The organism is Cohnella sp., from assembly GCF_041641335.1.
GTDB lineage: Bacteria > Bacillota > Bacilli > Paenibacillales > Paenibacillaceae > Cohnella.
In genome coordinates, this window is record NZ_JBEPYQ010000009.1 from 66,483 (window position 1) to 91,890 (window position 25,408).

Below are 25,408 nucleotides of genomic sequence, written 5' to 3' on the forward strand. Positions count from 1 at the left end.
CCTATTCCTCCTTCGCCGGCAATCTCAGCACGATCCTCGTCCCCGATTGGGACGACGATTCGATGCGCGCGGAGAAGCCTTCACCGTAATGCAAATAACATCTCGCCAGCACGTTGCGCAGTCCGATTCGCCTTCCGCCCGCGCTCAGCACGTCCGTCATCCGCCCGCGGGCCATCTCCTCGCGCAGCTCCTCTATCAATTCCTCGGACATGCCCGTTCCGTTGTCGGACACCTCGATCTCGATCGCGTCCCCGTCTCTTCTCGTCTCGACTTTGACGAAGGCTCCGTCGGGGTTTTCCTGACTGAACTTGATCGCGTTCTCGACGAGCGGCTGCAATATAAACTTGACGATCGGCGCATTCCCAAGCTCCGGAGAATGCCCGATCTCGACGCGGATGCGTTCTCCGAAGCGCACCTTCATAATCGACACGTAATCCCGGATGTACTGCATCTCGTCCTTCAGCTTCACGATGTCGCTGTCCGCCCGCAAGGAATAGCGCAGCATTTGCCCCAGCCATTCCGTCACGTCGATGACTTCCTCGCTCCGCCTCTGCGCGGACAAGCTGCCGATCGCTTCCAGCGTGTTATAGAGGAAATGCGGGTTGATCTGCATAAGCAGAGCTTTGTACTCCGCGTCCTTGCGCCGCATGTCGGCCTGGAATTCCGTCTCGATCAGGAACCTCAGCCGCTGAACCATGTTGCGGAACACCTTTACGACGTATCCGACCTCGTTGCGCGGAATCGGCATGCGCGCAAGCGCCTCGTCCTCCACCTTGCCGAAGTCGCCCCGTTCCACGAGCCGCATCGAACTCGCCAACCGGGTAAGCGGCCGGGCGATGCCCGACGACAGCCAGAACGCGGCGACGATCGTCAACAGCAGCAGCGCCGCCCCGACAACCAGCATCGTCTGCTGCACCCGCTTCATTTTCTCGAACAGCTCCGACTCCTTGACCTCTCCGACGAGCGCCCAATTGGCGCTTTTGATTTTGCGGTACAGCACCAGACGGGATTCCCCGTTCTGCTTGACCGTCAGCTTCCCCCCGGAATGCTTATCCTTGGCGATCGCCGCCATCTCCTGCAGGAAGCCCGACATCCCTTCTTCAATGCGCTGCTCCAGCACCGGTCGCCCGTCCATATCGACGAGGTAGACGCGGCCCGTCTCGCCGAATTTGATTTTGTCCAGCGGCGTCTGGATTTTGGACGTCTCCACGTTCAGCTTAAGCGCCCCGATATTGCGGAACGAGCTGAGCTGCACGAGGTTGTAGAGCAGGCTGTTCATGCTGACCTTCTCCAGATAGTTGGGCTGGTACGGATCGAGATGGGCGGGAACCCAGCGGACGCCGTCCCGTTTGAAGGTCGTATACCAGTCTCCGTCCAGGAAGGACGGATCGTCGTTAAAAGCTTTGTCGCGAATGCCAACGGCCGTTCCGTTCTCGTTAAAAAGGGTAATCGAAGAAATCGAGGAATGGTTCAAAGCGATGGAGGAGAGAAACTTGCGGAGCTCGGCGTCGGCTGTAATCCGCTTCTCCTGGGGGAGGCTCTTATCGAGCTGGGCGGTAATCCACATCTGTGTCACTTCGTTGCTGAGCACCTGGTTGGCGACGTCCTCGACCTGCGTCGTCAGCGTATTGACGAACGAGGCGTACTGGTCCATCGTCTGGGAGGTCGACTCCTCGATGGACGTGCCGATGACGATATTGGACACTTGCGTGAAAACGGCGACCATCGTAATGAAAGGAACGATGAATACGAGGATAAACGTGGCGGATAAGCGGGTTCTGAGCGAGTAGAACATAGGGCTCCCCTTCCGTATAAAGAATAACCCCCTCCCGGCGTAGCCCGAAGGGGGCGCTGATGTGCGGCTTGACAGCGCTTGCGGCGCGTTCACTTCCACTTTATCAGCAATAGCCGGAAGAGGGAATGCTTTTTTATCGGGTCGGGACATGCAAAATGTTCGGGTCCGGTTCGGGTCCGGTTCGGATCCGGCTACGCGACCTTTACCACCGTTCCGTCATGACGATCGGCTCGATCTTGCCATCTCCGACCTGCATGCGGTCGATGCACAGCATCCGGTTGCCCGGCTCGGGATCGCCGATCATTCTGCGATGGTACACGATCAGCCATTCGTCGGTGTCCGGCAAGTGCAAATAGCCGTGATGCCCCGGCCCCTCCGCGAGCGGCTCCTGCCGCTCCAGAATCGTTCCCTGGTTCGGGAACGGGCCGAGCGGGTTGTCGCTCACCCCGTAAGCGACCCGGTACGTGCCGTTCGTCCAGTCTCCCAGCGACCACATTAAATAGTAGAGACCGTCTTTCTTCAGCATGCAAGGGCCTTCCACGTAACCTTCCGGTGTAATCGGCAAGATCGTCTCGCCGCTCTCCAGCGGTACGAAGCCGGTCATGTCGTCGTTCATCTTGGCCACGTTGCAGTGTCTCCAGCCGCCGTAATACAAATAGATCGTTCCGTCGTCGTCCTTGAACAGATGCGCGTCGATCGGCTGGGCATGATGGATGAACTTGTCCACGAGAGGCCGGCCCAGGTATCCCCGGTACGGGCCTTCCGGCCGGTCCGCGACCGCGATCTCCAATCCGCCGATTTCGTCGTTCGATTGGATGTCGTTGGAGGCGAACACGAGATAGTATTTTCCGTTGTGCTCAATATGGGTGGGAGCCCATACCGCTCTCCAGATCCACGGAAAGTCGGCCATCTCGATAATGCCCTCGTGCTTCTCCCAATGGATCAGATCCTCGGAGCTGAACGCGTCCAGATTCATCTGCTTCGTGTACTCGGTGATCGACCGGGTGACGTAGATCCAATGCTTGCCCTCGTAGGTTCTCGCTTCGGGATCCGCGTACCAGCCCGGCACGATCGGGTTCGTAATGCCTCTCATCTCTGTCCTCTCCTCGCAAGCCGCTTCCGGCATTCCTTGTATACTGGCAAACTCGTTTACTTGACCTAAGGCGTGTATGCATACTCCGAGGATAGCAGATGTTGCCGAATTTTCGTTCCATGCAAGGAACTTTTGTGAAGGCGTACCGGGGGTACGTCAAGCAAAAGTGACGCAGCAGGGGGCGAAAAGGCGGTGATAGATGCCTCTGAGCGGGTTTGCATACATGCCCTAGTATACTCCCGCGGGATCGGATGCGGCAACGGGATTTCAGCCCAACCCTGTCCCTCTCTTTTCTTCCATATTTTCACTAGAAAAAACCCATCTATCTCATTTTCTCTCTCCCTGAGTCATCTGCAGATGCCATACGCTCCGTTTTTTCCCCTGGCTGCCCGCCTCTTACTGCAAACTAAATTACCCATTCATTTAATATTTCCGGCCCGCCGCTTCCTTCTCGGCGATCGCCTGAGTGAACACACTCTCCGGAGTCACGATTCTTTTGGGGAGCGTTCGTCCGGCCATCAATTCTTTCACGGCCTGCATCAGATTCGGACCCAGCAGCGGATTGCATTCGACGACGACATTGATTTTGCCGGCGGCCAGCATTTCCAGCGCCTTGCGGGTGCCGTCCACGGAGAGAATAACGATGTCTTCTCCCGGCCGCAGGCCGAACTCTTCGATCGCCTCGATGGCGCCCAGCGCCATGTCGTCGTTATGCGCGAAGAGAGCATCGATCCGGCTGCCCTGCTCCCGAAGCAGCGCCCGCATCGCCTCTTTGCCTTCCTTCTGCGTGAAGTTGGCGTATTCGCTGGCAACGATCCGGAAATCCTCCCGCTTGGCGATAATCTCGCGGAAGCCTTTGCCTCGCTCGACGGACGGCGCCGAGCCTTCCGTTCCTTTTAATTCCGCGATCGAGATCGGACCGGGGACGTCTCTCATTTTATCCAGTAAATATTTGCCCGCTTTCCGGCCTTCTTCCGTGAAGTCGGAGCCGATGAACGTCACGTAGAGCGAAGAGTCGCTTACCTCCACGGACCGGTCGGAGACGATCATAGGGATGCCCGCCTGCTTCACTTCCTTCATGATCGGTTCCCAGCCGGATTGGACGACAGGGGAAAAAGCGATCACATCGACCTTCTGCGCGATGAACCTCCGAATCGCCTCGATCTGCTTCTCCTGGGATTGCTCCGCATTGTCGAACAGCAGCTCGATGCCGGCTTCCTTCGCCGCTTCCCGGATCGAGGCCGTGTTGGCAAGCCGCCAGTCGCTCTCTGAACCGAGTTGGGAGAAGCCCAGCTTGATATCTTGACGGGAAGCGATCGGAATTTCGTCCGTCGTTTCGACTGGACCTTTCTCTCCTGTTGGAACGGGAGTCCTCGTTGCCGTCGACGAAGAATTCGAGTCGCAGCCGACTGCCGCAGCGACGAACAGGACAAGGAACACGCTTAGCATAAGCAAACGGGAATACGGAGTGATCAATGGCATCGGCCTCCAAAGCAAACGATGATCGGCGATCGTAATTGCACACGCTTTCATTATACCAGAAAGCCCGACATCCGTTGGGCCAGCAGGCCGGACTATACAGCTTTACAGCTTAATCGTCGAACGGCGAGCGCTAAGCGCTCTTTGCAGAACGATAAACACGAACAGCAGCACGCCGATGGCAATCCGCGTCCACCAGGAGCTCAGCGTCCCCTCGAAGCTGATTAGCGTCTGGATGACGCCGTAGATCAGCACGCCGAAGAACGTGCCGGCAATATAGCCGACGCCGCCGGTTAGCAGCGTGCCTCCGATGACGACCGCGGCGATCGCGTCCAACTCTGTTCCGACCGCATGCAGGCCGTAGCCGGACAGCATATAGAACGTGTAGATAACGCCGGCCAGCGAGGAGCAGAAGCCGCTCACGACATAGACGCCGATCTTCGTCCGGCCGACGGGAAGCCCCATCAGCAAGGCGGACTGCTCGCTGCCTCCGAGCGCGTATACGTTGCGGCCGAACCTCGTGTAGTGGGCGACGAAGATTCCTGCCAGCACGACGACAAGCGCAATGACGACGTTGACCGACAGAAAGCTTCCTCCCGGCAGCGATATTTTCGCCATGGCGATGGACGTATAGGCAGGGTGGTCGATCGTAATCGTCCCCAGGCTAATGACATAACAGAGTCCGCGCGCGAGAAACATGCCGGCCAGCGTAACGATAAAAGGCTGTACCTTGAAATAGTGAATGATCGCCCCCATCGCCCAACCGAACGCGCATCCGAACAAGAGCACGAGCGGAATAACGACGAGCGGAGGTACGCCGTGCTGCTGAACGAGACTTGCCGACATCATCGTCGTCAGCGCGATCATGGAACCGACCGACAGATCGATGCCCCCCGAGACGATAACGAACGTCATTCCTACCGCGACGACAAGCAGAAACGCGTTGTCGATCAACAGGTTGAACAACACCTGCAAAGAGAAAAATCCGGTATACCGGAACGCGCCCATCGCCATCATTAACGCGAATAGAGCCATCGTGACGAGAATCGGGAAATATTTGCGATTAAGAAGCATGCCTCGCGACCTCCTTCTCCCCCGGATATCGACGGGTTCGCCAGCGCTGCGCGATCGTCCTGCGGAACGACTCCGACTGGATCAAACATACCGCCAGGACGACGAAAGCTTTGACGACCAGCGTAATTTCCGGCGCGATGCCGACCGAATAGATCGTGGTGGACAACGTCTGGATGATCAGCGCGCCGACCAGCGTGCCCGTCAAGTAGAAGCGGCCGCCGTTCAACGACGTTCCGCCGATGACGACCGCCAAAATCGCGTCCAGCTCGTACCACAATCCCGCGTTGTTGCCGTCCGCACTGGATACGTTCGAGCTGAGCAGCAGCCCGGCGATGCCCGCGCACAGACCGCAGAACATGTAGACGACCAGAACGACGACGTTCGAGCGGACACCCGCCAGACGGCTCGCTTCCGGATTCGTGCCGACCGATTCGATGAACAGCCCGAGCGCCGTTCTGCGCGTCAGCAGAGCGGCGGCGGCGAACACGGCCGCGACGACGAAGATGGAAAAAGGCAGCGCGGCGAGCGAGCCGGCGCCGATGAATTTATATCGATCGCTCGATAGCGTAATGATCTGTCCGTCCGTAATCAACTGCGCGATGCCCCGTCCGGCCACCATCAGAATCAAGGTCGCGATGATCGGCTGAATGCCGAATCCGGAGACGAGCAAGCCGTTCCACAGACCGGTCGCAAGCGACAGGACAAGCGCCAGTCCGACGGCTACGAGCACGAGGCCGAGCGAGCTCTGGTCGGCTCCCTTGCTGATCGTCAGGCAGGACATCGCCCCGGCGATCGCCACGACCGATCCGACCGACAAATCGATGCCCTTCGTCGCGATGACAAGCGTCATACCGATTGAGACCAGGATGAGCGGCGCCCCAAAGTTCAGGATATCGATCAAGTTGCCGTATAGTTGCCCGCCTTGCATTTTAATAGAGAAGAAATCCGGCGAATAAACGAGATTAAACAATAACAGCGCCCCCAGAACGGAGAGCGGCCAAAATAAGTGATGCTTCATCATTCGGTTCATCTTGATCAGCCTCCCGCGATGGCCTGCATGACCTGCTGCTGGCCGATGCCCTGCCCTTCGAATTCCTTGACTACCCGGCGATCCCGCAGCACGGCGATTCTTCCGCTGACCCTCAGCACTTCCTCCAGCTCGGACGAGACGAACAGGACGGACATTCCTTTGCGGGACAGCGCCAAAACAAGCTTCTGGATTTCGGCCTTCGCCCCCACGTCGATGCCGCGGGTCGGTTCGTCCAGAATGAGCAGCTTCGGCTCGGTGAGCAGCCAGCGGGCCAGAATAACCTTCTGCTGATTGCCGCCGCTTAAGTTTTTGACCAGATGTTCCGGATTCGGCGGGTTAATGTTTAGCGCCCGGATATATTCTTCCGCGATCTCCGCTTGCCGCTTGCGGCTAATCGCTCTTAGCCAGCCTCGCGAAGCCTGCATCGCAAGAACGATGTTTTCCCTGACGGACAGGTCGTCGATGATTCCCTCCGTCTTCCGGTTCTCCGGACAGAAGCCGATCCCTCTGGCGATGGCTTCCCGCGGCGAACGCACGCCTCCGCCTTCCCCCGCCAGCTTAAGCGTTCCTCTGTCGGCCCGGTCAGCTCCGAAGAACAGGCGGGCGATTTCCGTCCGCCCTGAGCCGAGCAGGCCGGCCAGCCCTACGACTTCCCCTTCGCGAATCGCCAGATCGAACGGATCGATGGCCCCTTGGCGTCCAAGCCCCGCCGCTTCGATCCATACTTTGCGGTCGATCTGCCCCTCTTCCGCCTCTCGAGGCAATTCCTCCAGCACGTCCAGCTCCTTGCCGATCATGCGGGATACCAGCTCGATTCTCGGCAGCTCCGCCGCCTTGTATTCCCCGACGAACTCCCCGTTGCGCAGTATCGTAATCCGGTCCGATACCTCGTACACCTGGTCAAGAAAATGCGTAACGAACAAAATCGCCATCCCTTCGCCCTTCAGCTTCCGGATGATGGCAAACAACTGCTTTACCTCGTTGCTGTCGAGGCTGGACGTCGGTTCGTCCAGGATGAGCACCTTGGCCGAGACGCTTAGCGACCGCGCGATGGCGACGAGCTGCTGGATCGCTACCGGGTAGGCGTTCAGCGTTCGCTGGACGTCGATGCGCAGATTCAGCCGCTCGCTCAGCAGCTCTTCGGCCTTGCGGTTGATTTCTTTCCACCGGATGCCCCCGAATCCGCGAGGCTCGCGGCCGATAAATATATTTTCCGCCACCGACAAGTTCGGACATAGATTTACTTCCTGATAAACCGTGCTGATCCCCGCCGCCTGCGCTTCCTGAGGACTGTGCACGCGAATCGGCTTGCCTTCCAACAGGACGCTTCCTTCGTCCACGGCATATACGCCCGTCAACGTTTTGATCAACGTGGATTTTCCCGCCCCATTCTCCCCCATAAGAGCGTGAACCTCTCCGGGAAACAGGCGGAAATCGACTCCCTTTAACGCGCGTACGCCGGGAAAGCTTTTGCGGATGCCGTTCATTTGCAAGATCGGTTGAGCATTCGTCATTCGTTCGGTCCTCCTTAAGAGAAAAAGCCGCTCCGTCGCCAAGCGACCGGATACGGAGCGGCCGACTTTCCGCATGCGCTATGCGGGATTAATATTTCCGGTCCGGCAGAGCGGCCTTCGCTTGCTCGGAAGTAAACGCCGTCTCTTCCGTCACGATGCGCTGCGGAATTTCCGTACCCGCCAGCACGTCGCGCACCGCTTGCATCAATTGCGGTCCCAGCAGCGGATTGCATTCCACGATATAATTGATTTTGCCTTCGCTGGCGGCTACCATGCCGTCCTTAACCGCGTCGACCGAGATAATGACGATGTCTTTGCCCGGAACGAGACCGGCCGCTTCGATAGCCTGAATGGCGCCCAGCGCCATATCGTCGTTGTGCGCGTACAGCACGTCGATCTTCTTATGCGCCTTGAGGAACGCCTGCATGACCTCCTTGCCTTTGGCGCGCGTGAAGTCCCCGGTCTGGGAAGCGATGATCTTCAGCTTGCCGTTCGACTTGATGACTTCCTCGAAGCCCGATTTGCGGTCGTTCGCCGGAGCCGATCCCGTCGTGCCTTGAAGCTCAACGATGTTCACGTCCTCCTGCGCATCCTTGTTTTGGTCGACCAGCCATTGGCCGGCCTTGCGTCCTTCCTCCACGAAGTCGGAGCCGATGAACGTTTTGTACAGCGACGTATCTTTGGAGTCCACTGCGCGGTCCGTCAGAATAACCGGGATGCCGGCGTCTTTCGCTTCCTTCAGCACGGTATCCCAGCCGGATTCGACGACCGGCGAGAAAGAGATGACGTCGACTTTCTGCTGAATGAACGTACGGATCGCCTTGATCTGGTTCTCCTGCTTCTGCTGCGCGTCGGAAAACTTGAGCTCGAAGCCCGCTTCCGCCGCAGAGTCCTTGATCGAATTCGTGTTGGCCGTTCTCCAGCCGCTCTCCGCGCCGACCTGGGAGAAGCCGAGCACGATTTTCTTGTCGGCCGCCGCCGGGGTCGCCGCGGCGCTCTCCGACGCCTGGGCGGCCGGGCTGGAAGGAGCGGCGGCAGGGCTCGCGCTGCCTCCGTTATCCTTGGTTCCTCCGCAAGCCGCGGCAAACAGCATTAAAGAAGCCAAAACCAACGATGCGCCCCGCTTTTTCTTTCCGATCATCCGATGACACCCTCTCCGTTTAGTTCGCCAACGAGCGGCGTGAGCTCATTATAAAGCGCTTGCAGGTTGCGCTTATACGGAGAATCGCCGCCTTATTTTGCAATTTTATGGGATGTGCGGCCAGGGAACGGGGCCATGTTGCGTTTTTTTATTCAAAAGTTGGAGATAACCTTCACGTTCGCCGAGGGAGATCCACGAACATCGCTTTTTTTGCTATAGTAGATCTATCATGGAACGACTTCCCAAGGAAGGATCGCTGCAGATGAACGTCGTTCGGAAGATCGCCTCCAGCTTGCGCGCCAAGCTGCTGACCATGTTCGTCATCCTGACCTCGATCCCCCTCATCGCGGTCGGGCTCGTCTCTTATCAGAAATCGTTCTCCACCGTATCCGCGCACAGCAAGGCGGCTACGATGCTCGTCGCCGACCGGCTCGCCAGGGATGTGGACATTTTGTTCCAGGACACGGAGCGTCTGCTTGAGCTGGAGAACAATCCCCAAGTGCTTCGCTTCCTGTTTTCGCACAGCGAAACCTACGACGACGCGAAGTTTATTTTGCAGACGTTCGATCTCTACCGCAAAACGTACAAATATGAAAGCGTCCTCAATATGACGATGATCAATCTGTACGGCAGAGGCATCAGCGACCGCAGGGGAGTGTTCCAGCTCGATTACAACCCTTTGCGCAATCCCCGGTTCTTGCAGCTGATGCACGAACCGGACGAGGCGCTGATCGTCCCCCCGGCGAAGGCCTCCGACTTGGATCGGCTGGACGGCTTTCTGTACCCGGATCGCAACGTCATTACGATGATGGCCGCCGTCAAGCAGCGGATTACCCATGAGGTGATCGGCTTTATCGTCATCGATCTGGACGATTCGGTCGTCGAAAGCTACGCGGGCAGCGCTTCGATCGGCAAGACGGGTTATTTCTACGTCGTGGACGACTCGGGAGCTCCCCTGTTCGCTCCTTCCTCCCTTGAACAATCCGGTCTTCCTTTCCGCCCTGCGGATCTCGGCACGCGAATGGCTGCCGATCGGGACAGCTTCGTCGATTCGGAAGGCGGAAAACCGACGTTCGTCGTGTTCGCCGCCTCGCAAGCGACCGGGTGGAAGATCGTCGGCAGCGTCCCGCTGCAGGAGATCGTCGAGGACGCCAACCGCATTCGCCAGCTCATCATCGTCAGCGTCGCGCTCAGCATCATTTTCACGATTACGCTCTACTTCTTCATCACTTCGCGCCTGACGCGCCCGATCCAGCTGCTGAAGAGCAAAATGCGCCAAGCCGCCTCCGGCTATCTCGACGCCAAAGTCAAGCCCAGCGGCCAAGACGAGATCGCCGATCTCGGCACGAGCTTCAACACGATGATCGAGAAAATCAAAATGCTGCTGGAGCAAAGCATCCGCGAGCAGGAGCATCTGCAGAAAGCCGAGCTACGAACGCTCCAGGCGCAGATCAACCCTCATTTTCTGTACAACACGCTCGACTCGATCGTATGGATGGCCGAAGCCGGCAAGAACGAGGAGGTCATTCAGCTCGTGCAGGCGCTGTCCCGCCTGTTCCGCATCAGCCTGAACAAAGGGCGGGATTGGATCTCCATCAAGATCGAGCTGGACCACGTGCAGAGCTATCTGTTTATCCAGAAGATGCGGTACCGCGACATTCTTGATTACGAGATCGAGGTCGGCCAAGAGCTGCAGGTATTCCCGATTCTGAAAATGACGCTGCAGCCGCTGGTCGAGAATGCGCTGTATCACGGCATCAAAAACAAGAGGGGACAGGGTCTCATCCGCATCGGCGCATACGTCGAGCAGGTTCAGGACATCGTCCTGTTCGTCGAGGACAACGGCGTGGGCATTCCGGGACCGAGGCTGGAGGAAATCCGCAGGCAGCTCGACGCTCCCAGAGAGTTCGAGCCGGGCGACGAGGCGGAAGAAGGCGCGAATATCGGCTTCGGCTTGGCCAACGTCCATCAGCGGCTGAAGCTGTATTTCGGAGAGCGGTACGGGCTTGCCATCGACAGCGCGGAGAACGAGGGCACACGCGTCAGCGTTCGCATACCGAAGAGATAGGAGGAGTCGCGATGAAAAAGGTGATGCTCGTCGACGACGAAATCGTCATCCGGGAGAACATCAGGGATTGCGTCCAATGGGAACGGGAAGGGTTTATTTACTGCGGGGACGCTTCGGACGGCGAAGTCGCGCTCCCGCTCATCGAGAAGTGGGAGCCGGACATTCTGATCACCGACATCAAAATGCCGTTCATGAACGGGCTGGAGCTCAGCTCGATCGTCCGCATGCGCTGGCCGAATACGAAGATCGTCATCCTGAGCGGGCACGACGAATTCAGCTATGCGCGCTCGGCGCTGCAAATCGGCGTGGAAGAATACTGCTTGAAGCCCGTCCGCTCTCTGGATCTGATCAAGCTGCTGCACGCGGTCGCGGACAAGATCGACCAGGAGCGGAGGCTGCGGGAAGAGCGGGCCTGCACTCCCGAGAAGCTGTTCGGCGATCTGTGCGGCGGGCTCGTCTCGGCTCCCGAGGCGCTGGAGATCGCTTCGAAGCTGTCGCTGAATCTGATCGCCTCCGTCTACGCGGTGCTGATCTGCGACATGAGAGGACTGAATCAGCAGATCTATACGGACTCCGCTTCCGTCGCACAGGCCGAACGGCTGCTAGACGAGCGCCTGGCGGAAGCGGCGGACGGCTGGTGCTTCAAGCGCAGCCGTACGGAGAAGGTCTTGATCTTGAAGAGCGCTTCGGCGGAGCGGCTGGAAGAGACGATCGCGCGCATCCGTGACCGGATCGTTCCCCTGTTCGACAGCGATCCGGTCCCGGTCGTCTTCGGCATCGGCAGCGTACAGGACCGCCTTCAAGGCATCCACGTCTCGTTCCTGGAGGCGGAAGAGGACCGCAATCTTCGCCGGCTGTCTTCCGTGAACCGCAGAGATTTGTGGAGCACGGCCGGCAGATCGGCGGAGGCGACCGTCTATCTCGACAGGGCGCGGTTCATCGAATTTCTGCGGCTGGGGACGCCTGCCGAGGCGCGCGGTTTCGTCCGCTCTTTCGCCGAAGGCTTGAAGGGGATCGATTGGCAGGCGTCGCCCTACGGCTACTACCTGCTGAACGAGATTATGCTGGAAGCCGTGCGGGAAGTGAAGAAGACGTTCCGCTCCGGAGACCTTGCGGGCGATTCCGTCTCCGTCTGGCAGACCGGCATCCGGAGTATCGGCTGCTGGGAAGAGGCGTGCCTGTTCCTGGAGGAGCTGCTCGGCAAGCTGTGGGCGTGGCGCTCGGAAGCGGCCAGCCGTTACGGGGAAATTATCGCCGCCGCCCAGAGCTACATCCGGCGGGAGTACGCCAACGACCGGCTGTCGCTGCAGGACGCCGCTGAGCACGTGCGGGTCAGCCCCAGCCATCTGAGCAAGGTGTTTAGCCAGGAGACGGGCCAGACCTTCATCGAATTTCTAACGCAAACCCGGATTCGCAAAGCGATGGAGCTGCTGCGGACGACCAACGACAAATCGTACGAGATCGCCTATCGGGTCGGGTATAACGACGCGCACTATTTTTCCAACCTGTTCAAGAAAATGACGGGCATGACGACCCGGGAGTTCCGCCGGCAAGGCGTTCCCGCGCCGGATGCGGAAGGAGATGGGGATGGCCATGGCGGCAACGGCCAAACGGCGTAACCGCGTATACCCGCCGCTGCTTGCTCTTCTTCTGTCGGCGGCGCTCGCGGCGATCGGAGGATGCCGCGGGGAGACGCTGCCGGCGGAGTCCGGAGCTTCCGCTCAGCCTTCCGATTCGCCGGCGGCGGAACAGAAATACACTTTCGGCATCATCTATCCGATGATGCACGCCTTCTACGAGACGATCACGCATTCCGCGGAAGAAGCGGCGGCAGAGTCCGGCGTGCGGCTCGTCGTCAAGGCTCCCGGGGAAGCGAACCTGGAGCAGCAGATCCGGATGATGGAGACGCTGATCGTCCAGCGGGTCGACGGCATCGCGATCGATCCGATCGACGCGGACGCGCTCGCCCCGCTGATCGACAAAGCCGTCGGCAGCGGCATTCCCGTCATCTGCTTCGAATCCGACTCCCCGGGAAGCAATCGCCTCGCTTACGTCGGCGGCAACAATCTGGAGGCGGGCAGGAAACTGGGCGAGCAGCTCAACGAGCGGCTTAAAGGCAAAGGAATGATTCTCGTAGAGACGGGGATGCTCCGAATGCAAAGCCTGAACGAGCGGCTGGAGGGGCTGCTGGCTTACCTGAACGAAAGCACCGACATTCAGGTGCTCGAGGTCCGGTATCACGAGGGCAACGAAGCCCGGGCGCTGCAGGATCTGGAGGAGATGCTCGACGCGCATCCCCACTTCGACGCCTTCGTCGGGCTCGAAGCCGTGTCCGGCTCCGCTTCGATTCTCGTCTGGAAAGCCAAGGGCTTGTCGCGATACGCCTTCACGATCGGACTGAGCCCCCAGCATCGGGAAGGGCTGCGCAACGGCCAATTAACCGCGGTGCTGTCTCAGCAGGAAGAGGAATGGGGCCGGCGCATCGTGGAGACGCTGGAGGCGGCGGCCCAAGGACGCGCGATCCCTTCGTTCGGCGACGGGGAGATCGAGGTGTTCCAGTCGTAATCGCACCGTCAGCCGGGCGCGTTCTTTTTGCGCCCGGCCCGGTGTTTTTTCGATGAGCCACCTTAAGCAACATTTACCACAACACTTTTCTACTATGCCATCCGATAATCTATTCATACATTCTACTTTATATTCGCTAGGAGAATAAGTTTGAGGAACCGATATCCATCGCTCGCCTTGTCCGCAGTCATTCTGTTTCTGTTCCTCCCGATCCAGGCAAGCTTAACGTCGGCTAGCGATCGACAGGAAGGCCTGGAGCAAGAAATCGTCATCGTATACAAAAACGATAAAGGCAAGGAGGCGGCGCATGGCCGCAGCGTGAAAGTCCGGCACGAGTTTGCGGCTGTTCCCGCCCTTTCCGCAACGGTCGCCAAATCCGAATTGGAGGAGCTGGCAGCGAACCCGAATATCGCGTATATCGAACGCAACGTAACCTTCCGGGTCGCAGAGCGCGATTATCGGTCCGTATCCGCAGCCGAAGCGGCCGAACGGTCCCTATGGAGCTTCCAAGCGGTACAACCGACGCTCCTGTGGGAGGAAGGCTTCACGGGAGCAGGCGTGAAAGTCGCCGTAATCGACTCCGGCATCTCGGCGCACGGCGAGCTCACGATTGCGGGCGGCTTCTCCGCGGTCGACTACACCGACAGCTACGCCGACGACAACGGGCACGGCACGCACGTCGCCGGCATTATCGCCGCCAGGAGCGACGGCAAGGGAATCGTCGGGATTGCGCCCGATGTGCGGCTGTACGCGGTCAAATCGCTGGATCAAGACGGCAAGGGAAACCTTCTGGACTTGCTGGAAGGGCTCGATTGGGCGATCGCCAATCACATGGACGTCATCAACCTTTCTTTCGGCACGAAGGTGAACTCCCCGCTGCTCAAAAGCCTCGTGGATCGCGCCTACCGCGAGGGCATCCTCGTCGTCGCGGCGGTCGGCAACGATCAGATGGATGTGCCGCTGGATACGAATACGATTAACTATCCTGCCAAGTACGACAGCGTTATGGCCGTTGCCGCCATCGATAAGCATCATGCGCGCGGGCCCTCGTCTTCCGTCGGGGAACAAGTCGAATTCGCGGCCCCGGGTTACGAAATCCTCTCTACGTATGTGGATTTGGACGGATCGGAAGTTTACGCGGAAACCGGCGGAACGTCCCAGGCGGCACCCCACGTCTCGGGCATGATGGCGCTGCTGAAACAGAAGTATCCGGCCATGTCCAACGTCGCGCTGCGCGAGGAGCTTCGAAAGTTCACCGTCGATCTTGGCGTGCCCGGACGCGACCGCGAGTACGGCTTTGGAGAAGTCTCTTTCCGAGACGACGGTTACTCCTCGGCAGCGCCCGTGCCGGTCAGCGGAGTGTCCCCAACCTCCGAAGCGGATAAGCTGAATGAAGCCGACTTGGCGCTCGGGAGAGCCGAGGATTCCCTGGCCGTTCTGGATTTCGTCGACGCCATGCTTGCGATTCAGGCGCTGGATGACGCCCGCAAGCGCGAAGAGCGGATAACGGCTTTGAATTCGCTGCGACGGGAGATGGGATTCCATTCGTATCCGGCCAGAACGATTCGTCCGTTCGTACCGGTTGGAATCAGTCTTGAAGCCGCAATGAAAAACCAGAACTACAAGTATGTCGACGAAGCGTCGGTGAAGCCGGGCTTGAACGTATTCGTTCTGAACGGCAAAGGGGAACTGGCGCAAGACGCGGAAGTCCGCATCTGGTTTAATCGGATTGTCGTTATGCCTGCTTCCGGTGCTTTCGCCTCTAACGAGACCTATACCGTCATCGTCGATTCTTCGGTCAGAGGCAGGCCCGGACTGGTGCAGCGCAATGCTGCCGAATTGAGAAATCCGCTGTTGCTGGAATTCGCCGTTACGAGCGGTCGACCGGCTTTATCGGACACAGCCGCCTCGAACGGTTCGCCGTTCACCGACGTCAAGCAAGGCTCCTGGTACGAAGCCGCCGCGCAATGGGGATTTGACAGAGGGATTATCAAAGGCTACCCGGACGGCACGTTCAAGCCGGGCAAGACGGTAACCGAAGCGGAGTTTCTAGCCATGCTGCTTCGCGCCTTCGAACCGGATCCAGCCTCTTCGAAGGGAAAGCACTGGGCGGAAGAATTGTATCGCCGGGCCGAGACGTTGAACTACCCGTTGAACGGCGCGAGGGATCTTCGGGCGAGGGATGCGGCCATCCTGCGCGGGCAAGTCGCCGAACTTATCTCTGCGACGGAAGGCGTGAACTTCAAAGGCGACGATGCGATTCATTACCTATTGGCATTCGGATTGGCCGAAGGAACGAATCCGAATGACATCAGTTTGCGCGGTTTTCTAGGGGACAAGGCGCTTACCCGAGCGGAGGCGCTGCAATTCATCCGCACGCTGGTCGGCAACGGCATCGGCGGACTGCTCGAAAAACCTTACAGGGCTAACGATCCGAACGATCTGCCGCCTCTGCCCTCCCGCATCGGCAATTAGCGAAACAGTCCCGCATCCGTTCAAGAGAACTTAAGAGGCTAGCGGCCGTTTGCCGGTAGCCTGCTTTTTTGATCGCCGACATACCTATATAGCCTTTGATTTTTACATCGGCTTGTCCTCTCTTCCCTTCAGCCCAAATTGATGTCCCTGATTTTCTCGAGCGGAATCTTCGGCTTGCGGTCTTCCGTCAGAAGACCGTTAATTTCCTGCTGGACGTCGGTGAGCTGCGTGTAGCAGTAACCGCAGATGTAATCCTTGCTCTTGATCGCCCGCGTCAGCCCTTCGAACCGCTTCAGGAACTCTTCGTCCGAAGCCACCTGGCGGCCGTAGCCCCATCCCTTGTCAGATTGGTAGGCGATTCCGCCGAATTCGGTAACCATGATCGGCTGTCCGCGGTATTCGTAGCCTTCGGCGAACGCGAATTTCCATTGATTGCATGCGGTTTCGTTGCTCACGATCGCTTCTTTGCTTTTATACTGCCGCTCGAAGCCTTCGCCGGTTTCGACGTAATTGTGCAAGGTCACGATGTCCGACACGGTATGCTCCCAGCCGTCGTTGGCGATGACCGGACGGTACGGGTCGATCGATTTGGTCAGATGGTAGATGCCCTCGGTAAACTTTTGCTGCCTTTTGTCGCGAAGGACGTTGGGGATGCCCCACGATTCGTTGAACGGAACCCACGTAATAATGCTCGGGTGATTGTATTGCTGAAGGACGATCTCGAGCCATTCCTTCGAGAACGCTTCGATCGCCCGATCATGGAATTCGAACGTCGCCGCCATTTCGGACCAGACCAGCAGTCCCTTCACGTCGCACCAATAGAGGAATCGCGCGTCCTCGATTTTCATGTGCTTGCGCACGCCGTTGTAGCCCATTTCCAGCATCCTGTCGATATCCTCGATCAGCGCTTCCTCGCCCGGAGGAGTCAAGTGGCTGTCCGTCCAGTATCCTTGATCCAAAATCAGCCTTTGATAGATCGGAACGTTGTTCAGCAGCACTTGGCCCTTCTCGATCGACACCTTCCTCATGCCGAAATAAGAGAATACCCGGTCTGCGACCCGGTCATCGGCATACAGGACGAATTCCACATCATACAGGTTCGGGTGCTGCGGCGACCAGAGGCATTTCTTCCATGGTCCGTTCGCCTCGTGCGTCAGGTCGACTTCGACCGTTAAGGAGGAGCGGTCCGCCGCCGCGCTTACCCGCTTGACGTGCTTTCCTTTTAGCGTCACGATCGTCTCCAGCCTCAAGTTCCCTCCCGCTTCCGCTCCGCACACCTCGTAGTCGAACCGAATCGTATTGCGATCGACGTCCGGCGTCATCTTGACGGAAGCCAGCCGCCGCTGGCCGACGTATTCGAGCCATACCGTCTGCCAGATGCCCGTCGTCTGTACGTAGAAGCATTCGAAATTGTTCGGAAGCCAGCGCTGCTTGCCGCGCGGTTGAGTACAACTGTCGCCGTCCTCCGCCTTCACGGTGATCCGATTGTCCGCTCCGAACGTCACATACGGAGTAATGTCGAAGGAAAACGCCGCATAGCCGCCCTGATGCGAGCCCGCCATCGCGCCGTTCACCCATACTTTAGCGAGGTAATCGACCGCTTGAAAATGCAGAATCACCCTCTGGCCAGCCGCGTCTTGCGAGATATGCACCGTTCTGTCGTACCAGACCCGGGGATGGAACTCTTCCAATCCGATCCCGCTCGCCTTCGTCTCATAGGAGTAGGGAACGTTGATCGTATGCGTGCCTTCGAACTTCTCCGGCCACCTCTCCGCCTCCCCGGCGTCGAGATCGTCGAAGCGGAAGCTCCATTCCCCGTTCAAATTGAGCCAATTGTCCCGCACGAATTGAGGTCTGGGATAATCTTTGATGTAGGCTTTCGTTGTCATGCCCTGCCTCCCGCCGCTCCGCGAACTTCCAGCGCATAGATCGAAAACGGACGCAGCACGCAGCCGTCGCGCCAAGCCTCCGCCGGAATTGTGCGCGTCTTGCAGACGATTCGTTTCGGCGCGAAGACCGAATTGATCTCTTCGAAGGAGTCTCCCGTAATCTCATAGATAACCGCGTCCCCGGAAATCTCGAAATCTCGCAGGTTCAGCTCGACCTTCGTTTCCTGCAAGCCCCGGTTCACGATAAACACGGTAACGGCGCTCCCGTCGTCGTTCGCGCAGGCCGCTACGTCCAAATCCGGCAGCCCTTCGAGCGCAAACGGCGCCGGCTTATGCGACCGGACCGCGAAGGTGCCGCAGACGGTATCGACGGGAAGCATCCTCCGGACGTTCCGGCCCGCGTACAGCTTCAGTACCTCATAGGTTGGCGTCCCGTATACGGTAAGCGGATGTCCGCTCCAGCCCGGCAGCTTGCCCCGGTATTGGTCGGCGTAATAATCGCCTACGCGGATGCAGCCTCCGAGCCAGCCGTTCACCAGGTCGGAGAAGCTGCCGATCTCGACCATATCGCTGCCGCGAAGCATCTCGTTCAGATTGGCGGCATTGGCGACCGCGGCTCCGAGCGTATGCTCGTCCGGCAGCCCTTTGCGAATCGTGTTCGGGTAATACATCGTATTGTACTCGGTAATCGCCAGCTTCACATGGCTTGTCTTCGCGTCCCTGCGGATGTTCTCCGTTGTCCGCCGGATGTCTTCCCGCGTCCACTCCGAGTACGCCGCCATCGCCCTGTAGCGCTCCTCTGCCGGCGTGTTCCGGTCCATGCCGAACCGTCCAAGGCCATGGTACAAGTGCAAGGTCAAATACTCGAAATGCTCGCCCGCAATGTCGAGTACCGCCTTGTTCCATTCCTGATCGTAATGGCCGCAGGCCAGCAGGACGATCGACGGATCGGCCGCTTTCATCGCCCGCGCGAAGCTTGCGCAGCGTTCGGCGAACTGCTCTGCGGCGCACGCTCCGACCTGCCACTGGCCCCATACTTCGTTGCCGATCTCCCAATACCGGACATTGTACGGTTCGGGATGGCCGTTCGCGGCTCGCCGCGCCCCCATTGGCGTATCGGCGCTTCCGTTGCAGTATTCGATCCATAGCGCGGCTTCTTCCGGCGTGCCGGAGCCGTCGTTCACGCTGATGAGCGGCTCTACCCCCAGCTCCCGGCAAAACGCGATGAACTCGTCCGTTCCGAAATACTTGCTCGTCCAGCCGCCCCAGGCTTCGTTGTACATGACCGGCCGTTCGAGGACGGAGCCGACGCCATGTTCCCAATGGTACGCGCTGATATAGTTGCCGGAGATTCTCATCATGCCGGCGTTCAACGGTCGCGTCATCTCGATCACTTCGCGCTTCACGAAGCCGGCGCTGTCCGCGGGCAGCAGAGAGACGTGATCGAGCCAGAGCATGCCGGTGGACACATGATCGAGCCATCGCGGGTGATCCGCCGGAACGTACACCCGGATCTCGGCTTCGGCGCAAGCACGGGAGACGGTAAGCACCGCCTCGTATTGCCGCCAGTTGTGGCTCGTCAGCTCGATGCGCGTTCGGCCGAGCCGTTCTCCCGTGCGACGGTCTGCCGCTTCGACGTACAGGAATTTAAGCTCGACGGAAGCCCGCGCGACCAGCTTGACCGTATAATCGATCGGCCCCTTCAAGGCCGCGTTCTGAGTAATGCCGGCATAAGCCTCGTCGTCGCTCATGATCCGAATGCGCTGGGCGCGGCCGGAATGCCTCGGGGCCGGCGCTTCAAGCGCGTACTGCGTATTTCTCCCGTTCGTATAGGGGTTCCAGCTTCCCGAAATCTCGATTCTCATCTCCGATTCGCTTTCGAAATCCATATCCTTCAGCGGGAAAGCGAGCATCGCTTCCATATGGTCCCGAATATCCTCGACGAAATGCCCGAACAGATAGGGGTTGACCGTATGCTCGCTCGGGCGGCTGCAATCGACGGTAATGGTTGCGTTCGTAGTCATTTTATGCCTCCAAATCGATATCGATCGTAAAATGTCCGGACTTATTATCCTTTAATCGAGCCGATCATGACTCCTTTGACGAAATGCCGCTGAACGAAAGGATACATGACCAATACAGGCAGGCTGGACACGATGATCACGGCGTATTTGATGCTCTCGGCAAGCAGGATTTTGTCCTCCAGGCCGATGCCGCTGTCCGCCACGTCCGATTGACTGATCAGCAAAATGTCCCTCAGCACGAGTTGGAGCGGATACAGCGCCTCGTTGCGGATGTAGATCAGCGCCCCGAAGAAGGCGTTCCAGTGGCCAACCGCGTAGAACAGCACCATGACCGCCAGAATGGGCTTGGACAGCGGCAGAATAATGTTGACCAGCAGCCTCCAGTTCGTGCAGCCGTCCATATGGGCGGCCTCCTGCAGCTCCCAGGGAATGCTGGATTGAAAATACGTCCTCATTACGATGAGATTATACGTCGCAATCGCTCCCGGAACGATCAACGCCCACATCGTGTCGACCATGCCCAGACTTTTGACCAGCATATAGGTCGGAATCAGCCCGCCGCTGAAGAACATCGTAAGAGTGATGATCAGCATCAACGGGCCTCTGCCGGGAAGATCGGGCCGGGACAGCGGGTAAGCCGCCAAAATCGTCATGACCAGGTTGATCAGCGTACCGACCGTCGTGTAGAAAATCGTATTGCGGTAGCCGATCCAGATTTTATCGTTCTGCATGATGTTCGCGTAAGCTTCGACGGTAACTCCCTTCGGCAGCAGCCATACTTCCCCGCCCAGCACCTTCGTCGGATCGCTGAGAGAGGCGCTTACGATAAAGATCAGCGGATACAGCACGATGACGATGATTAACGCGGCGATCGCGTACAAGACCGCGTCGAATACTTTGTCTTCCGACGAACGGCTCAGGGTCGCTTGCTTGGCCATAGCGGCATCTCCTCCTTTACCATAAGCTCGTCTCCGACGTTTTGCGCGCAAACCGGTTCACCAGCAGCAGCAGCGTCAAATTGATGAGCGAATTGAACAAGCCGATCGCGGACGTATAGCTGTATTCGCCCTTCAAAATGCCCGTGGTATACACAAACGTCGAGATGACGTCGCTGGACTCCAGATTCAGGTTGTTCTGCATGAGCAATATTTTCTCGAACCCGATGTTCATGAAATGGCCGACGTCCAGAATGAGCAAAATGACGATGACGGGAACGATGCCCGGCAGGGAGACGTGCCAGATGCGCCTCAGCCGCGAGGCCCCGTCCATTTTCGCCGCCTCGTACAGGTCCGGGTTGACCCCGCTCAGCGCGGCAATGTAGATGATCGATTGCCACCCCATGCTCTGCCAGATGTTCGAGCCGATATAGATCGACTTGAACCAGCCCGCCGACTCCATGAAGCGGACCGGAGAGCCTCCGAACGCCTCGATCAGCTTATTGACCGGACCGGTCGAAGGAGAGAGAAACACCGTCAAAATCCCGACGATAACGACCACCGAAATAAAGTGAGGCACGTACGTAATGTTTTGCAGCCATTTGCTGAACGTTTTGCCGCGGATTTCCGTGACGATAAGCGCCAGGAAGATCGGAATCGGAAAGGCGATCAGCAGGGAGAAAAGGTTGATCGTCAGCGTGTTCCACAGCAGCCTTCCGAAATAATAAGAGTCGAAAAACCGCTCGAAATGATCGAATCCGATCCAAGGGCTGCCCAGGATGCCTTTGCCGGGATTGAAATTTTTGAAGGCGATCTGCAACCCGTACAGAGGACCGTAATGAAAGATCAAATACCAGGCCATCGGCAACAACAGCATGAGGTACAGGTCGTACCGCTTGGCCATCTGTCTAAGCAGGCGGCCGCCTCGTCCGCTCCGGCGCCGAAGCGGCGCAACCGCAGCGTCGACTTGCGCGCTCTCCATGAAAATCTGCTCCTTATTCAAGCTTAGGACTTCGTCTTGTCGTACGCCTCCTGGTAAATCCGCTGCAGCTCCTCGATCCCCATCTTGTTCAGGGTGCTGCGGAATTCGTCCCATTTGTCGAAGCTGAGCGCTCCGGCAATGAACTTCGTGCTCTGCTCCTCGTAATACTTGTCGATGTCGTTGCGCAGGACGTTGACCCGCTGCGCGGTCTCCTCGTCGAACATTGGCGCCCCGTATTTCACCTTCGGCATGTACGGATCCAGCTGCTTCTGCGCTTCCTGCACTTGCGGCGGATTAATGTAAGAGGCAACCCGATCGCTGATGATGTGAGGCGCTCCCCCTCCCGCATACGGCGTAATCTTAGGCTGGTTTTCCGCCGTCGAATATTCCTCCGTGTAGTAAGGAATTCCGTCCTTCAGCACGTAATGCTCGCCTTCCCTGCCGAACCTCAGCAGCGTGGAGCCTTCGTCGCTGTAGAAATAATCGATCCAGCGCATCGTCGCTTCCGGATGCTTGTTGACGTCGGTAATCGCGAAGGCCCCGAAATCTCTGGCAATCGGCGAGGTCTGAGCTTGCAAGCGGTCGCCGTTCGGGCCGGTCGGCGGCGCAATCCCGACATACTGATCTTGAATCGGCAAAAAGTTGTTGTTCGTCTGGTCGAAGAAAAATCCGGTTTTGCCCGAGCCTTGCTTGGCCAGATATTCCGCTTCTTTCTGCGAGAACAGTTCGGGGTCGAGCAGCTTTTCTTTATAAAGCTTGTTAAGATACATCAGCATTTCCTTGTTCCGATCGTTACCCATCCAGATTTGCACTTGGTCATTGTCGATGTTGATGTTATAGCCGAGCTGCTGATCCAGGCCGAACGAGCCGCTCATCATGTTGACCACCGGCAACCCTTGGCCAGGTTGGCCTGCCCGGGCAGTCATCGGGATTTCGTCCTTCTGGTTGTTGCCGTTCGGATCCTGATCCCGGAAGGCGATCAGCGTCTCGTACAGCTCATCGGTCGTCTCGGGCACTTTCAGATTCAGCTTATCCAGCCAAGCCTTGTTGATCCACTTCTTGTCCGTGCGCGCCGCCGCCAGCGTGACGATGCCCGGAATGGCGTAGATATGGCCTTCCGGCGTCGTAATGCCCGCCCTAATTTCCGGATACTGCTCCATTAACGCCTTCAGATTGGGCGCATATTGATCTATCAAATCCTCCAGTGGAATCAGCTGGCCGGCAGCTCCGTAACGGGTCGCTTCAAGCGGCGTCAAGCCGGAGCGATAGATGGCGTCGGGAAGCTCGTTGGAAGCGAACAGCAGGTTTTTCTTCTCCACGAAGCCGTCCGTCGGCGCTTCGATGAATTCCACTTGAATGTTGCTCAGCTTCTCGTAGTCCTGGAAGACGGGCATGTCCTTGAACGGTCCGTTGACGGGGGCGATACGGGTGAACATCTTGAGCTTGATCGTCTCCGGGACGATCGGAAATCCGCTGGCGCTGACGCCCGAGGGCGAAGCCGAAGGGGTGCTGGAGGCATCGTTTCCTTTGTTCTTCGAATCGGAGCCGGAGCCGGAACTGCATCCGGCCAAAACCAGACTCGTCGCGATCGCGATGCTGACCGCAGAGCTCTTCCAAGGTTTGCGCATAAAGCAGTGACCTCCACTTATCGTAGATTTCACCGACGGCTCGTGTAAGCGTTTCCGTCAATGTGCGTTCATTATAAGTCACCGGAGAAAGAGCAAAATTATAATAATATGACTATTTACTCCACATATTTTACGGTTTTACTGGCGTCCCAAACTGTTGATATACGCTTGAGGCGTCATTCCGGTCGTTTCCTTGAACACCTTGAAGAAGTAGTTGTACGTCCCGAATCCGACTTGATCGCTGATCTGCTTGATCGAATACTGCCCGCTTTCCAGCAGCTTGCGGCCGGCGTCGATGCGCACCCGGTTCAAATATTCGGAAAAGGTCGAATGCGTCTCTTCCTTGAAAATCCGGCTTAAATACGAAGGGTTCAAGCCGATATGCTTGGCCGCCATCTCCAGTGTGACGCTCTCCCGGTACCGCTCGCGAACGAAACGGATCGCTTGGGAGACGTGGCGGGAATACGAGCCGCCCGCGCGCTGCCGCTTGAGCAGATTCAGCAGCGCGGAGTAGTAATCCTGCATCCACCTCTCCAGTTGGCCGATCTCGGCGATCCGGCCGAGATCGGTGCGCGAAGGCAGCTCCCCTTGCCCGATTCGGGCCGACGCCAGCCCTTCTTTGAACGCTTTATCGCTCACCTTGAGCAGCTCGCCGACGATGGTCTGCACGGCATGGGAATGATACGGATAGCTGCGCAGCGACGAGAAAATGGCGGCGAGCAGCCGCCCAATCGCTTCATGATCCTGCCTTTCGACAGCCAGCAGCAGCAGCTTCTGCTCCTCGATCGATAACGAAGCGCGCTCTTCGGGCAAACCTTGGCTCGTTCGATCCAGCTTCCGTTCGGCGGAAGCGTAGCTCGCGCCGAGCTGCGACAAGCTGCCGCAGGCATGCCCGATCGCGCAGATGCATTTCAAATTCAGGAACAGCTCCAGAGAATGCCGAAGCTTGCTCATCTGTCTGTCCGCCTCGCTCGCTACCGCATGCTCGCTGCGTTCCTTGAAGGCGAATACGACGATAAATCGTCCGTCTTCGACGTAAGCGACCGTGCGATCGCGTATGTCGCCCAAGCTCTGTTGAAGAATATCGACGGCCTGTTGAACCATCCGGTTCGTCTGAACGTCGCTGTACGATTCCGTCAGCAGCAGGAACGGAATCATCTGCACGACCGCGGCCACGTAGCTTATCGCTCCGGGATACAGACCCTGCCTATCCGCCAAAGCCTCCAGCTCCTTGGCGGACTCCGGCGTGCCTCTCGCCAGATCGGCCGCGAGATCGCGAAGAACGGCCGAATCGAGACTCCGGCGCGCGGAAGGAAGCTCGGCGGCGCCGCTCTCTTGCCGCAATTCCTTCGCTGCCTTATTCAGCAAGGAGATCAGAGCGGCATCGTCCAGCCGATGCTTCAGAAGGTAATCGGCGGCGCCGCTGTTCAGACATTCGCGCACATAGTCGTAATCGTCGTAGCTGCTGAGCATGAGCGTCCTAACGGACGGATAGCGGTCGCGGATCGTCCGGTTCAGCTCGACGCCGTTCATTTCCGGCATGTCCACGTCGATGACGGCGATGTGAGGCGGAGAGCGCTCGATCATCTCCAACGCCATGCCGGCCGTATAAGCTTCGCCGCACAGCTTAAAGCCGTGCTTCTCCCAATCGAGCAGATTTCGCAGATGATGGTGCGCCAACGGTTCGTCGTCTACCAGCAGTACTTGCAGCATCGT

17 protein-coding genes are annotated in these 25,408 nt (G+C 58.3%); 4 read left to right on the top strand and 13 right to left on the bottom strand.

Annotated elements, in window-relative coordinates; all coding sequences use genetic code 11:
• Position 1: 1 nt before the first annotated feature.
• From ACESLM_RS04630 to ACESLM_RS04660, 7 genes are all read right to left on the bottom strand, one after another.
• The gene (locus ACESLM_RS04630; RefSeq protein ID WP_372630206.1) at positions 2-1,795 is read right to left on the bottom strand and encodes a sensor histidine kinase; all 1,794 of its coding nucleotides are present in this window, start codon (positions 1,793-1,795) and stop codon (positions 2-4) included.
• Positions 1,796-1,997: 202 nt separating this feature from the next.
• Entirely contained in the window at positions 1,998-2,888 is an 891-nt protein-coding gene (locus ACESLM_RS04635; RefSeq protein ID WP_372630207.1) for a glycoside hydrolase family 43 protein, read from the bottom strand.
• A 423-nt stretch (positions 2,889-3,311) separates the two neighbouring features.
• A complete protein-coding gene (locus ACESLM_RS04640) occupies positions 3,312-4,364 on the bottom strand; it encodes an ABC transporter substrate-binding protein (protein WP_372630208.1) in 1,053 nt (350 codons plus the stop codon).
• 108 nt (positions 4,365-4,472) lie between these two features.
• Positions 4,473-5,441 carry a galactofuranose ABC transporter, permease protein YjfF gene (gene yjfF / locus ACESLM_RS04645; protein ID WP_372630209.1) on the bottom strand — a complete coding sequence of 323 codons (969 nt, stop codon included), beginning with the start codon at positions 5,439-5,441 and terminating at the stop codon, positions 4,473-4,475.
• Positions 5,431-6,471, bottom strand: coding sequence for an ABC transporter permease (locus ACESLM_RS04650; protein WP_372630210.1), 1,041 nt, complete (start codon positions 6,469-6,471; stop codon positions 5,431-5,433). Before ACESLM_RS04650 ends, yjfF begins: the two co-directional genes overlap by 11 nt.
• Positions 6,472-6,476: 5 nt before the next feature.
• Positions 6,477-7,985 (bottom strand): sugar ABC transporter ATP-binding protein, encoded by a 1,509-nt coding sequence (locus ACESLM_RS04655; RefSeq protein WP_372630211.1) that lies wholly within the window; start codon positions 7,983-7,985, stop codon positions 6,477-6,479.
• A gap of 88 nt (positions 7,986-8,073) precedes the next feature.
• Positions 8,074-9,126 (bottom strand): ABC transporter substrate-binding protein, encoded by a 1,053-nt coding sequence (locus tag ACESLM_RS04660; RefSeq protein ID WP_372630212.1) that lies wholly within the window; start codon positions 9,124-9,126, stop codon positions 8,074-8,076.
• A gap of 262 nt (positions 9,127-9,388) precedes the next feature.
• Between ACESLM_RS04660 and ACESLM_RS04665 the strand changes: the two genes are divergently transcribed.
• From ACESLM_RS04665 to ACESLM_RS04680, 4 genes are all read left to right on the top strand, one after another.
• Complete coding sequence (locus tag ACESLM_RS04665) at positions 9,389-11,194, top strand: sensor histidine kinase (protein WP_372630213.1); 1,806 nt, start codon at positions 9,389-9,391, stop codon at positions 11,192-11,194.
• Positions 11,195-11,205: 11 nt separating this feature from the next.
• Positions 11,206-12,813, top strand: a complete 1,608-nt coding sequence (locus tag ACESLM_RS04670; protein WP_372630214.1) for a response regulator — start codon at positions 11,206-11,208, stop codon at positions 12,811-12,813.
• The gene (locus ACESLM_RS04675) at positions 12,782-13,759 is read left to right on the top strand and encodes a sugar ABC transporter substrate-binding protein (RefSeq protein ID WP_372630215.1); all 978 of its coding nucleotides are present in this window, start codon (positions 12,782-12,784) and stop codon (positions 13,757-13,759) included. Before ACESLM_RS04670 ends, ACESLM_RS04675 begins: the two co-directional genes overlap by 32 nt.
• 150 nt (positions 13,760-13,909) lie before the next feature.
• The gene (locus tag ACESLM_RS04680; protein ID WP_372630216.1) at positions 13,910-16,234 is read left to right on the top strand and encodes a S8 family peptidase; all 2,325 of its coding nucleotides are present in this window, start codon (positions 13,910-13,912) and stop codon (positions 16,232-16,234) included.
• A 128-nt stretch (positions 16,235-16,362) separates the two neighbouring features.
• Here ACESLM_RS04680 and ACESLM_RS04685 read toward each other — a convergent pair whose 3' ends face one another.
• The 6 genes from ACESLM_RS04685 to ACESLM_RS04710 form a co-directional block, all read right to left on the bottom strand.
• Positions 16,363-18,123, bottom strand: a complete 1,761-nt coding sequence (locus ACESLM_RS04685) for a glycoside hydrolase family 2 protein (protein WP_372630217.1) — start codon at positions 18,121-18,123, stop codon at positions 16,363-16,365.
• Positions 18,120-20,147, bottom strand: coding sequence for an alpha-L-arabinofuranosidase C-terminal domain-containing protein (locus ACESLM_RS04690; RefSeq protein ID WP_372630218.1), 2,028 nt, complete (start codon positions 20,145-20,147; stop codon positions 18,120-18,122). Before ACESLM_RS04690 ends, ACESLM_RS04685 begins: the two co-directional genes overlap by 4 nt.
• A gap of 44 nt (positions 20,148-20,191) precedes the next feature.
• Entirely contained in the window at positions 20,192-21,085 is an 894-nt protein-coding gene (locus ACESLM_RS04695) for a carbohydrate ABC transporter permease (RefSeq protein ID WP_372630219.1), read from the bottom strand.
• 16 nt (positions 21,086-21,101) lie between these two features.
• On the bottom strand, positions 21,102-22,064 hold the full coding sequence (locus tag ACESLM_RS04700) for an ABC transporter permease (RefSeq protein WP_372630220.1): 963 nt from the start codon (positions 22,062-22,064) through the stop codon (positions 21,102-21,104).
• A 23-nt stretch (positions 22,065-22,087) separates the two neighbouring features.
• The gene (locus ACESLM_RS04705; RefSeq protein ID WP_372630221.1) at positions 22,088-23,692 is read right to left on the bottom strand and encodes an extracellular solute-binding protein; all 1,605 of its coding nucleotides are present in this window, start codon (positions 23,690-23,692) and stop codon (positions 22,088-22,090) included.
• Between the two features lie 138 nt (positions 23,693-23,830).
• Positions 23,831-25,405 carry a response regulator gene (locus ACESLM_RS04710; RefSeq protein ID WP_372630222.1) on the bottom strand — a complete coding sequence of 525 codons (1,575 nt, stop codon included), beginning with the start codon at positions 25,403-25,405 and terminating at the stop codon, positions 23,831-23,833.
• Positions 25,406-25,408 lie beyond the last annotated feature (3 nt).